5 protein-coding genes are annotated in these 12,834 nt (G+C 41.5%); 4 read left to right on the plus strand and 1 reads right to left on the minus strand.

Annotated features, from left to right (window positions below):
* The first annotated feature begins 169 nt into the window (after nt 1-169).
* Both ACEXOE_RS20005 and ACEXOE_RS20010 read left to right on the plus strand, forming a co-directional pair.
* The gene (locus ACEXOE_RS20005) at nt 170-3,052 is read left to right on the plus strand and encodes an RHS repeat protein (protein ID WP_394750633.1); all 2,883 of its coding nucleotides are present in this window, start codon (nt 170-172) and stop codon (nt 3,050-3,052) included.
* Nucleotides 3,053-3,064: 12 nt separating this feature from the next.
* Nucleotides 3,065-8,899 (plus strand): DUF6443 domain-containing protein, encoded by a 5,835-nt coding sequence (locus tag ACEXOE_RS20010; RefSeq protein WP_394750634.1) that lies wholly within the window; start codon nt 3,065-3,067, stop codon nt 8,897-8,899.
* A gap of 1,246 nt (nt 8,900-10,145) precedes the next feature.
* Here ACEXOE_RS20010 and ACEXOE_RS20015 read toward each other — a convergent pair.
* Nucleotides 10,146-11,663: a S41 family peptidase gene (locus ACEXOE_RS20015; RefSeq protein WP_394750635.1), complete on the minus strand. Its 1,518-nt coding sequence runs from the start codon at nt 11,661-11,663 to the stop codon at nt 10,146-10,148.
* Between the two features lie 222 nt (nt 11,664-11,885).
* Between ACEXOE_RS20015 and ACEXOE_RS20020 the strand changes: the two genes are divergently transcribed.
* The gene (locus ACEXOE_RS20020) at nt 11,886-12,395 is read left to right on the plus strand and encodes an RNA polymerase sigma factor (RefSeq protein ID WP_394750636.1); all 510 of its coding nucleotides are present in this window, start codon (nt 11,886-11,888) and stop codon (nt 12,393-12,395) included.
* Complete coding sequence (locus ACEXOE_RS20025; protein ID WP_394750637.1) at nt 12,382-12,831, plus strand: hypothetical protein; 450 nt, start codon at nt 12,382-12,384, stop codon at nt 12,829-12,831. The genes ACEXOE_RS20020 and ACEXOE_RS20025 overlap by 14 nt, the downstream gene beginning before the upstream one ends.
* The last annotated feature ends 3 nt before the right edge of the window (nt 12,832-12,834 follow it).

A 12,834-nucleotide genomic window follows, 5' to 3' on the forward strand; every position in this document is an offset into this window, starting at 1 on the left:
TAACTGTTCAAAACAGCGTTTACTAGAGCCTTGACGATTCGTCCTTTTGGAATAAGGAAAAGGACATGTTAACTATACCCTGTACGGCCATATCGTAGAGGGAGGGGATACTCTTATCCAAAATTCAATAGACCAATTACATCAATACCAATATAATAATCCATAACACATGAAAGCAAATCAATTCCAATGTGTCCTCTTTTTTCTTTTTACGGGGACCTTAATGTGCCAAGCTCAAATAGGAGGGGGGAATCAAGGATTCACTCCTGACTATGCCGAGTACCACGCAAATTATGTACCCGTGACGCCCAATGCCAGTAGTTTTACGGTATACGGGAATACCCCGGTAAATCATGCTACGGGAGTTCCTCAAATTTCCATTCCCATTTTTACGGTAGTAGAAGATGGAGTATCCATTCCTATTTCTTTGTCTTATGATGCTTCAGGTATCATGGTGGACGAACTGGCCAGTGCTGTTGGACTTAAATGGCGCCTCAATGCAGGAGGTGGAATTTTCAGGCAAGTCAATGATAAAGCAGATGAAGTAGGCTGGTTAAATCCACAGCATCGTGGTTATATCGATGCGGATTGGTTTAACAATAATACATTTGATGACAGGCATACCCAAGTATATGTCTTAGACGATTCCGCTCAAAATGACGATTACTTCCCCGATGATTTTAGCTATAATTTTGGAGGTTATTCAGGAGCCTTTATTTACGATCAAAACGGGAATTTGGCTAAAGAGTACCAAGATCATATCTCCATTGAACGAATAAATGCTGTGAATCAAATTCCAGGTTTTATCACAAAAGATGGTATGGGAAACACCTATTTTTTTAATGATGCCGATGCAATTGAAATCAATTCTACTAATGTGGGTACCAGTGGAGATGGCAGTGTAGCTTTTAATTTAGATAGTGGAGCCAACATTTCTGGATGGATGATGAATAAAATCCAAACGAAAAATAATAAGGAAATTCTTTTGGAGTATGAGAATTATAACATGCAATACACCATTTTTAATGTGTCCAATTCCATTACTCAGATCAATGGTTGTCAACCTATAGATCCACGATCTGGCCTTCCGTCCTCAAACGAAACCTACTGCGGTTGCTTGGGGGAACAGTATTTGAACAATACACATTTGATAAATACCTCTATTTACTATACGCCCCAACAACAATTAATCAAGACCATCACTTCTCCTACTGTACAAGTCACTTTCCACTACGCTGACGATACCTCACTCTCAACCTGGCAAAAAAAACTGACTTCTATTAGCATCTTGGATAGATTAAAAAATAAAACCAAGAGCTTTGTCTTTACCTATGGTACCTATACGGGAGATGCACGGCTTAGATTAGATCGGGTGCAGGAAATAGGTTTTGATGGTCTGGCAAAACCTCCTTATGTGTTTACCTATGAGACTGGTGCTTTACCATCTAAAGGAAGTACTTCCAAAGATTTTTCCGGCTACTATAATGGCAAGACCAATGGCTCTTTAGTGCCTGTTTCTGCAGGAGCACAAGGCGTATTGAACAGTACTTATAGCGCCTTTTTAGCAGACCGAACGCCTGATCTTAATTTTCTTAAAATAGGGACTTTAAAAACAATAGAATATCCAACTGGAGGTACTACTGATTTTAGTTTTGGTGTAAACGTCAATGCAAATGATGTCAATCATTATACCGGTGGTCTTAGGGTTTCTAGTATTATCGATAAAGATGCTGATGGGACTCAGACGAAAAGAACAAACTATAGCTATCAGGGACTTCAAGGATATAGCTTGGGATCTAATCTTGGTGCTACGCGAAAGGATTATGGGTTGAAAAAAGTCTTCTCTTCCGATAACCTAACATTGAATCCAGTACTAATACGATCTGGTTACTATTATGATGAGGTGACCATAGAACAGATTGGAAACGGAGAAACACTACGGACCGTAGAAAAGTATGAGGGGAAATTTAGAAATAAGTCAAGAGATTCCAGAATGGTCCGACAAGAGTTTTATAGAGATGATTTTTTGGTTAAAAGCGTTGATTTAGAGTATACAGGTACAACAGGTGAGGTACAATATTATGTTCTTGGTGATAAGGATCAGTGTTTTTTCTATTCTATCTTATCCTCTGGAAACTCAAATGGACCATCAACAGCGCATTTGATTAACTATTTAGGATATGGTACTTCTTATTTGTCCCGCTATTATTTACATACAGAAGAACTATCTAATCGTAAAGAGATCGATTATTTTGGGGATACCACTGATCCTTTTTCGGCAAGTATTAAGATAAGTAGGTATGACTATAATGATCAGTTATTGCCTATCCGTCAGGAATTGGATGGTCGCTATTATGCCACAAGCCAGCAGGATATTGATTCGGATAATTTAAGCATCAATACCCATGGCGAGCATCTAACTATTGAATATACCTATCCGCAAAATCATAGTACACAAAGCACACAGATGAATGGCTTTGTCAATGATCATTATATCGCCCTACCGGTGAGTAAAAAGGTGTATGATAAGACAAACCTCATTCAAGGGCAGTACGCCGTATTTGATACAGAGGGAAATGTGGTGGAAACCTATCGCTACAATAAAGGTCAGGGTAGCAATAGTTATGGCACTTATATTCCCGCTGATTATGAATTTTATGGCAGCTATATTTTAGATCAAGGCAAGCCTGCCCAAATTACAATGCGCGATGATATTCCAACAGCAGTGTTATGGGATGCCACGCGTAACCATGTCCTCGCTCAACTGATCAATGTGACCAAAGCGCAATTGGATGCCGTACAATCTCCGATAGATTTAAGTGTTACCACCAATGCTCAACTTGGAACCCTATATCAAAACCTGCGCACTGCTTTTCCCAATGCTATGGTAAGCACATTTATCCACGACCCCTTAAAAGGCCTGGTTACCCAGACCGATGCCAGAGGCTACAGCACCACTTTTGAATATGATGGCCTTAGCAGGCTTACCCAAGTCAAGGATGCCGATGGCTTTATCCTTTCCCAGAATAACTATCATTATAAAGGACAATAATCCCACCAACACATGAAAAACAACACTATAAAAACTCATAAAATAGCCTTCTTTATAGGAATTTTGTTCCTGTTTTTAATGAATGCGCATACCGTGTACGGCCAATTTGGCGGTGGCGGTGGTGGAAGTATCAGTATCAATGGGGCAACCGTGGCCACGGCTGGAGAAACCAAAACCTATAGCATCAGTGGCCCATCGAATCTAACCAATACCACTTGGACCGTATCTTCTGGAGCTCAGGTTTTATCAAGCAGCACCTATAGTGCCACAGTACGATTTAATAACACAGGAACGGCATCCGTAAGTGCGATTTCTTCAGATCCTTTTTTCGGATTGTACAATGCTACAGTTTATGTGACCGTATCCGCAAATCCGCCTCCAAATCCAGCAAACCCTACCTTAGCAAGCACCAGCTGTGGCACGGGAACACTATCTAGAAGTGGAAATCCGCCCAGTGGAGTAACTTGGTATTGGCAAGGGAGAGATGCCAATGGAACCTTTACGCATAAAGGGTCTGGTAGTTCTTTTACGGCCAATGAGGGTAGTGGGTACTATTACATTCGGGCTCGTAACAGCAGTGGCCTGTGGAGTAGCGGTACCGGAAGGGTCTACGCTACCTTAAGAGATTTGAATGCGGGAATTATTGGAAGTTCCCATACCATATGTTATAGCGGTGACCCTAATACCCTAAGCAGTGTAAATAATGCCAGTTATGGCAATGGCTATAGTTACCAATGGCAATATTCCAGCAATGGGAGTAGTGGTTGGACGAACATTTCCGGAGCTACGGGTGCCAGCTATAATCCTCCTGGAGGACTAACCACTTCTAGGTGGTACAGGCGGCAAGTCAGTTCTTGTGGGATCACTAGATCCACTTCAAGCATCAAAGTAACGGTACTACCCAATTTAAATGCAGGGAGTATTGCCGGAACCCAAACGGTTTGTTATTCCGGCGATCCTGCTACCTTGGGGTCAAATAGCAATGCCAATGGAGGTAATGGATCCTATAGTTATCAATGGCAATATTCCAATAACGGATCCAGTAGCTGGACGAACATCTCGGGAGCTACCGGAACTTCGTATAATCCTCCATCGGGACAAACTAGCACTCGATGGTACCGTAGGAGAGCGATTTCTTGTTCACAGACCAAATATACATCAAGTATCAAAGTAACGGTGCAACCCAATTTGAGTGCGGGAAGCATCAGTGGAACCCAGACCGTCTGTTATTCTGGAGATCCTTCTACTTTGGGATCAAGTAGTAATGCGAGTGGGGGCAATGGCTCCTTTGGGTATCAATGGCAGTATTCCAATAATGGATCTAACGGCTGGACCAATATCTCTGGAGCTACTAGCACCTCCTATAATCCTCCTGGGGGACTTACGGCTTCTCGATGGTACCGAAGAAGAGCAAGTTCCTGTTCACAGACCAAATATACCGGGAGTATTCAAGTCACTGTAAACCCAAGCCTCAATGCAGGAAGCATCAGCGGAATACAGACCGTCTGTTATGCAGGAGATCCTTCAACCTTAGGGTCGAGCAGCAACGCCAGTGGAGGTAATGGATCATATAGTTACCAGTGGCAATACTCCAATAATGGATCCAGTAGCTGGACCAATATCTCCGGAGCTACGGGTACGTCCTATAATCCACCTTCAGGATTGGCGGCATCCAGATGGTACCGCAGAAGAGCAATCTCTTGTTCGGAAACCAAATATACAAGTAGCGTTCAAGTAAGTGTAGCAGCAACACCCGCCGTTCCACCCTTACCCTCAATAACCAATAATTGTGGAAATACGGTGCTGACCAGGACTGCACCCCCAAGTGGTATTAGCTGGTATTGGCAAAGTACGGCCACCGGAACGAGTACGTCCAATGCAAATACGAGTATTACAAGAACCAGTGGCTCGGTATACTACCTCAGAGGAAGAAACAGTAACGGTTGCTGGGGAACGGCACAGACCATTACTTACAGCATCACCCAACCGAGCACTTGGTACGTTGATGCCGATGGAGATGGTTACGGAAATTCGGCTACAAGCTCCTCAAGCTGCACACCACCGGCCGGTTATGTAAGCAATAGCGATGATTACGATGATAGTACTGCCAATATCACCAATATCCCACCTCAAAATTTCTATAGCGATAGTGATAATGATGGCTATGGAGATCCTGCGGTAAGTGTATACTACAGTGTGGCTCCCACAGGGTATGTCGCGAATAATGCGGATGAATGCCCCGCAGTGGCCGGCCCCGGTACGGGCAATGGATGTTATCAACCCGTTTACGATGCCGTGAGTTTGGATAACAATCAGAATTATATCTATAGCCGTGCACCTCAAAAAGCAATGAGCAGTATTGATAATAATGCATTGCTATTAAATGCCGATATCATTGATCAAGTGGCCTATTTTGATGGCCTTGGTCGGGGATTGCAACAAATAGCCATCAAGCAGTCGCCCACAGGAAAGGATATTGTGACTCATATGGAGTACGATGCTTTGGGACGGCAGACCAAAGAGTACCTTCCGTATCCTACAACAGATGTCGTCTATGGGCAGTATAAAACAGGAGATCAGGATTTGGCCACCAAGCAATACTATAAGACCGCTTATGCCGATGATTTTACCGGTGTTACTGCAGCCAGTACCAATACTTATTCCGAAACACTTTTTGAAGCGTCTCCTTTAAATCGACCCCTAAAACAGGCCGCTCCGGGGAAAGACTGGGAATTGGGCAGTGGTCATGAGGTCAAGTTTGAATACTCAGCCAATACCACGGGAGAAGTGACTTTCTTTGAGGTCAGTTTTACGGGCGGGGATGCACAAGCACCTACGCTGATCGATCACGGAAGTTATCATCCTGGGGAATTGACTAAAGTCATCACCAAAGACGAAAACCACGATGGCAGTTCCAGTAAAGACCATACTACAGAGGAGTTTACCAATACCAAAGGACAAGTGGTCCTGAAACGTACCTATGACAATGAAATTCCGCATGACACCTACTATGTCTATGACGATTATAGCAATCTTTCCTTTGTGTTGCCTCCTAAAGTGGATATATCCAATGGCGTAAGTGCTACGGAATTGAGCGAATTGGCCTATCAATACAAATACGATTACCGAAACCGTTTGATCGAAAAGAAAATTCCGGGCAAAGGATGGGAGTACATCGTGTATAACAAAAGGAATCAACCGATTATGACCCAAGACCCTAATTTGCGGGCACAGGGAGAATGGTTGTTTACCAAATACGATGCTTTTGGGCGGGTCGTATATACCGGGATAACGAGCAATAACGGATCTAGAACGGCGGTACAGACTGCTGCCAATGGGGTTTCGACACAATTTGAAACCAAGGGAACAACGGCTATACAACTTGCAGGAACAGATGTGTATTACAGTAACAGCAGTTACCCAACAGCCTTTACACAAACCCTATCCATCAACTATTATGACAATACCACTTTCGATAAAGATGGACTCAGCTTACCAGCAACCACCAGTTTTGGACAAGCCATGACAAGTCAGACCAAAGAACTGGCCACTGGAAGTAAAGTGCGTGTATTGGGAACTACAAATTGGATTACCACCCTTACAGGCTATGATGCTAAAGGACGTCCTATTTATGTCGCTTCAAAAAACAATGAATTGGGGACCACCGATATTGTGGAGAGTAAGCTGGACTTTGTAGGGAAGGTGTTGGAAACCAAAAGTACACACACCAAAGGAAGCAATGCTTCTATTGTAGTGACAGAGAAGTTTACGTATGATCATGCCGCTAGGTTAGTAACGCAAACCCATCAGATAGGAAATGGCACCGTAGAGCTTATCGCAGAGAATGTCTATGATGAAATTGGTCAGTTAGTGACCAAAAATGTCGGGAATACCACAAGTAGTCCCTTACAGGAAGTCAACTATGCTTATAATGTAAGAGGATGGCTGAAAAAAATTAATGATATCTCGGCTTTAGGCACGGATCTTTTTGGCTTCGAATTAAAGTACAATGACCCTACAAGCGGAACGCCATTGTACAATGGGAATATCAGTCAGACCCATTGGAAAACAGCAAATACGGATAGCAGTTTAAAAAGCTATACCTATGCCTATGATGCCCTGAATCGAATCAAAAGTGGGGTGGACAATACCGGGCATTACAATCTCAGTAGCATTGCCTATGACAAGAATGGGAATATTACCACTTTGAATAGGAAAGGACATTTGGTGGCTAGTCCAAACCCGACAACTTCCACTCATTGGGGAACTATGGATGCCCTTAGTTATTCCTATGATTCTGGAAATAAGCTGACCAAAGTAGTAGATAATGCCAACGACACTTATGGGTTTAAAGATGGCACCAACACCAATGATGATTTTGAATATGATGCAAATGGCAATATGATTCTAGATCGCAATAAAGGAATCACGGATATTGACTATAACCATTTGAACCTGCCCACTAAGGTCAGCTTTGGGACCAATAAGGATATTAGGTATTCCTACGATGCAGCCGGCATAAAAATCAAAAAGATAGTAAATGATTCAGGTGCGCTAACCACCACGGAATATGCAGGCAATTACATTTATGAGAATGGTGGCTTACAGTTTTTTAATACGGCAGAAGGCTATGTGGAAGCTGATGGTACTAATGACTATGATTATACCTACCAATACAAAGATCACTTAGGAAATATACGTCTCTCCTACAGTGATAACAACCATGATGGAAATATTACTACTTCAGAAATTAAGGAGGAGAACAACTTTTATCCGTTTGGACTTAAACATAAGGGGTATAATAATGGGCAGAATGGTAGGGATCATACCTTTGAATACAATGGTATGGAATTAGAAGAATCCCTAGGTTATAACATGATGGAAATGGAGGTGCGACAGTTTGACCCTGCAATAGCTAGATGGGTGGTGCAAGATCCAGTAGTACATTATAACTATTCGCCATTTAATGCTTTCGACAATAATCCTATTTATTGGGCAGACCCTTCCGGTGCAAATTCACAATCAGATGTTTTTGGTAGAAGTGTGACAGATGGAAGAGGAAATCATTTAAGACCTAGTGAAAGAGGAGCTGCGGATAGCAATGATGAAGATAATTGCTGTGGTGATGAAGAAGAATCAGGGGAAAGTATCGGAGCTAAAATCAGGGGAGTAATAAATAGTGCAAAATCATTTTTAGGACTTAAAAGTATAAAAGAAGAACAAATACTAGCAGAAAATGGAAAAGTTAAGGAAGCTCAAAGAATAAAAAAACTACGCAAGAAGACTAAAAAAGAACAAACCAAAGCTTTAGGAAGTATGGTTAACCTTTTAGATGATCTTGATGTTTTAGGAGTTTCTTACACTGCAAGATTATTAGCAGCGATGAGTACGGATGGAGGTTTTGAAGATTTTTATGAGAGTATTAATAATACGTTAGGAACGAATCATACCATAAGCGGCGATGCATTAGGCAGTGGTCTAAGTTTGTTAGGTGTCATCACACTTGGAGGAAATGGATTAGTAGGTAAATCTTCAGCTTCTTCATTTTGGACAGTTGGGAGTATACCTACTCAAATTATATCAAAATCTGAAGTAGTTATATACGGACAAAAAAGGTTGATATTACGTGGGGCCAATGGAAGATTTGTGAAGGGTTCGAGTAAAATAATAACAGAATCTCAATCACATCAACTAAATGGATTCAATGGTTTAGGTCAGGCTACATTTAGTACACCATGGAATTATTCAAAATTTTCGAATGTCCCTGGTTGGGCAAAATGGTCAATTGCAGTGGGAGGATCTGGAGCAATAAATTATTGGACATATAGAAAACTAACAGAGAAGTAATTCTATTGATTAAATAAACTGTTGCTGAGTTTACTCGTACTCCCCCGCTGGTGCATAGAATGAATTAAAACAAATTTCGCTACCGCGCTGTCTCCAGACGCGTGGCGGTACGAGTGAGCGGTGAGGAACAATGGATATTAAATTTTAAAGAGAAATGGCCTTGGCATTGATGTCATGGCCATTTTTTGATTTTTTGAAGGCACGAGCTTGACGCTCGGGCCAGCAACTGAGATAAGTCTCGACTGCGCCTGCCTGCCGACAGACAGGCGCAGTCGAGACCTAGTTGTGTAGGTTCTCGATATATTTTTAGATTCACTGCGTTCTTCTAAAAACACTCGAACCGACATCATCACAGGAACATCAAAAAACAAAAAAAGCAGCTCCACCGCTGGTGCATAGAATGAATTAAAACAAATTTCGCTACCGCGCTGTCTCCAGACGCGTGGCGGTACGAGTGAGCGGTGAGGAACAATGGATATTAAATTTTAAAGAGAAATGGCCATGGCATTGATGTCGTGGCCATTTTTTGATTTTTTGAAGCAGGTCTTATGGATCTTTGCCTTTTTAGCACAACACGATTTTTGAAGGCACGAGCGTGACGCTCGCGCCAGCAGCTGAATGAGGAATAAGGTATTCTTTTGTTGCTGAAAAGTTTGTAACTTTTCAGGCCCGCTGTGCGAAGTTTGCAACTTCGTACCGATGTTGCGTAAGTATTTTTAATGAAAGAAGTAGAAAAGACCATAATTGTAAAGATTAGGGTCTTTTCATTTTTGAAGATTGAAATAGAAGTTTTTATATGCTCACATACCTGAATAAGTCTCGACTGCGCTCGACCTGACAGCTATTCCATTGAAAAGACTTCTCGATACATTTTTTAATTGCGCTTTGCTTATAAAAAACACTCGAAGTGACACCAAGTGTTGCAAATAAGGTATTGTCCCCTTGAGGGGACTTTAGGGGTGTTTTTAAGAAGTGAGGAAGTAGGTATGCGATTATTGTTGGGAAGTTGCAAACTTCGCAGAACGGGTTCTCGATACAATTTCTTTGTTCTTTCAGAAAAAGAAATCACTCGAACCGACAAGGATATGGACCAAGTCACTTCGAGTGTTTTTGAGGAGGTTAGCCGACTCAAAAATGTATCGAGAAGTTTTATTCTTAAACACGTAACAATACGATTTAAGACTCTCAATAGAAAACAAAAAAAGCAGCTCCTTTAGAAGCTGCTTTTCCATATCATATCATTTGCTTATTCTGGCAAAATCACCCTAAAGTCTTTATCCAAATACATATTGTCCTTAGTAGGGGTGTACATTTTGGAACTGGTCATCACTTCCATAGGTTTTGCAGGGGCAATCCTTGCTTTGGCCGTAGTTGCGCCGGTAATAGCCTGAATAGCTCTAGCCAATAAAGGCTCATCGAGTTCTCCTAAGACCCCATAGTTTAGGATATCTTCGCGTAATTCAATATCAGGAGCAAAACCATCAATATAGTCTAGGAAGCCCACCGCATTTTCATTACGTCCCACTAAAGGCTGTATGGCCCATTCGCTATCCGCAGGGATGAGGTTTTCCCGGGATTGTGTATAGACATAAGGTCCATTGGGACGATCCGGATCATCGACCAAGGTAATGGAGAATTCATTTTTTCCTGAAGTGGTGGTCCCAATATGGATCACATCGAGATACGGATCCAAACCATTCATCACCAATTCACTGGCGGAAGCAGTACTTCCTGTGGCGATTACAAATACCCTGTTGAGGTTTAAACTGTTGATGGCTGTACCTGCACCCGTAGTGGCTGCAAAAAAGTCTTCCAGGTCATCATCACTAAAGGAAGCTTGGATACGATCGTTCCAACGTTGCCTCAGATACAATTCATTGGTATTGGTGCCATGGATCATACTGGCAAGTAAGCGGGAAGAATTTACCGATCCTCCACCGTTATATCTGAAATCGATCACCAAGTCCGTAACGCCATCGGCCTGCAATTGCCCAAAAGCGGCATTCAACTCCTCATCAAAATTACGGGTAAAGCTATTGTACATCAGATACCCGATACGTTGACCATTGACATCAAAGGATTTGGTAATGAACACTGGATTCTCTACCAAACCTTCTAATTTGGTCAGGGAAACTTCCTGATTGTTGGAAACAAACTGGTCGCTGCTGTTTACCGTACCTAAAGTAAGCGTATAAGAAGCATTGCTTCCAAAAAGAAGATTGCTAAAATTACTTCGGTTCAAGGTTTGCCCATCCACAATACCAAAGATATCCCCGCGGGCAATATTCTTTGTAGCGGCATCCGAATTAGGGACAATATAGCGTACAATACCAATAACATCGTCATTGGGTAGGGCAATCAACCCAAATTCCAACCCATTGCTTCTGGATACTCCTGCAAAACCATTGACCAAATCCCGATAATCTTCGGCCAAGAAACTAAAGCGATCGGTTGCGGCGGCATTTCCAACCACACGACTGTGATTATAACAAGTGTTGAAAAAGAAATCCGAAGGATTGGGGAAACTTTCCAAATAGGCGGTGTATTCTTCATCGTTGCTGAAACGATCGTCTCCTAGGTTAGGCGCATCGGCTTGCCAAAAATACCAAATATTCAGGGCTTGCCACATAAAATTTTGAACGGTTACATTGGCCGCTGTAGGATTGGGGCCTCCAGGGTTTACTTGAACCCCACTATCGTCATTATCACTACAACTGGCAAAAAATAGGCTAAGGCCTATACATAGCATTACAAACTTTTTCATCTTTTTCAATTTTTTTTACTTCATACTGCAATTATCATTCCAAAGGATAATACGCTAAAAACGGCTACTATCACTAGTAATAAATACGTATATATTGAGTTAAAAGTTTTCTAAAATACTTACATATATTAGAATAAAAAATTTTTTGTAACAAAAATCGACCTTCTTCGTCTTCAAGATGTAGACCCCTCAGAAAGGTATACAACATAAGATAAACCAACTATGAAACAGGCAGAATTTTTACATGTGGTCATGCCTTTTAAAGACAAATTGTATCGATTGGCAAAACGTTTGCTGGTATCGACAGAAGAAGCAGAGGATGCCACACAGGAAATATTGTTGAAATTATGGGCCAAGAAAAAAGTCATGGAGAGTTATAATAATGTAGAGGCTTTTGCCATGACAATGACCAAGAATTTTTGTTTGGATCGCCTGAAATCAAAGCAGGCCAATAATTTAAAATTGGTACATAGCAATTATAAAGATGAAAATGTATCCTTACAAAAACAATTGGAACACAACGATAGTATCGATTGGATTCAAAAAATAATGGAGGAATTGCCCGAACAGCAAAAGCTGGTATTGCAATTACGGGATGTAGAGCAGTATGATTTTGATGAAATAGGAGAACTATTGGATATGAAACCTACGGCAATACGCGTAGCATTGTCCAGAGCAAGAAAAACAGTTAGAGAACGATTAGTACAAAAACATAGTTATGGAATTAAGTAGAATTGAAGAATTATTGGAAAAGTATTTCGAGGCCACTGCAACAGTTGCCGAGGAGGAAACCTTACGGGCCTATTTCTTAAATGAAAACGTAGCACCGCATTTAACACAATACGCCGCATTGTTTCAATATTTCTCCAACGCCAAAGAAGAACAGTTTACCAAGCAGGTCCCACTAACCCCTAAGAGAAACTATATGAGGTGGGCTTCCATTGCAGCTGTAGCGGTTTTTATGTTTGGTATCTATTTTGTAAATCAACCTTCAGGTTCAGAAACTGAAGGGTTGTCAGAAGAACAAAAGGCAGAGGCGGTATATGCTTATAACGAAACGAAGAAAGCGTTGAACCTTTTGGCCGCAAATTTTGGACGCGGTACTGAAAAAATGTCCTACCTAAACGAATTTGAAGAAGCAAAACAAAAAATTTATAACGAAAATTAAGAA

The organism is Spongiimicrobium salis (genome assembly GCF_043678055.1).
In the GTDB taxonomy this organism is placed as follows: domain Bacteria; phylum Bacteroidota; class Bacteroidia; order Flavobacteriales; family Flavobacteriaceae; genus Spongiimicrobium; species Spongiimicrobium salis.

Excerpts from the sequence above, each read along its gene's own strand:
- ACEXOE_RS20005 (WP_394750633.1), top strand. The coding sequence starts at position 170 with ATGAAAGCAAATCAATTCCAATGTGTCCTCTTTTTTCTTTTTACGGGG.
- ACEXOE_RS20010 (WP_394750634.1), top strand. The coding sequence starts at position 3,065 with ATGAAAAACAACACTATAAAAACTCATAAAATAGCCTTCTTTATAGGA.
- ACEXOE_RS20015 (WP_394750635.1), bottom strand. The coding sequence starts at position 11,663 with ATGAAAAAGTTTGTAATGCTATGTATAGGCCTTAGCCTATTTTTTGCC.
- ACEXOE_RS20020 (WP_394750636.1), top strand. The coding sequence starts at position 11,886 with ATGAAACAGGCAGAATTTTTACATGTGGTCATGCCTTTTAAAGACAAA.
- ACEXOE_RS20025 (WP_394750637.1), top strand. The coding sequence starts at position 12,382 with ATGGAATTAAGTAGAATTGAAGAATTATTGGAAAAGTATTTCGAGGCC.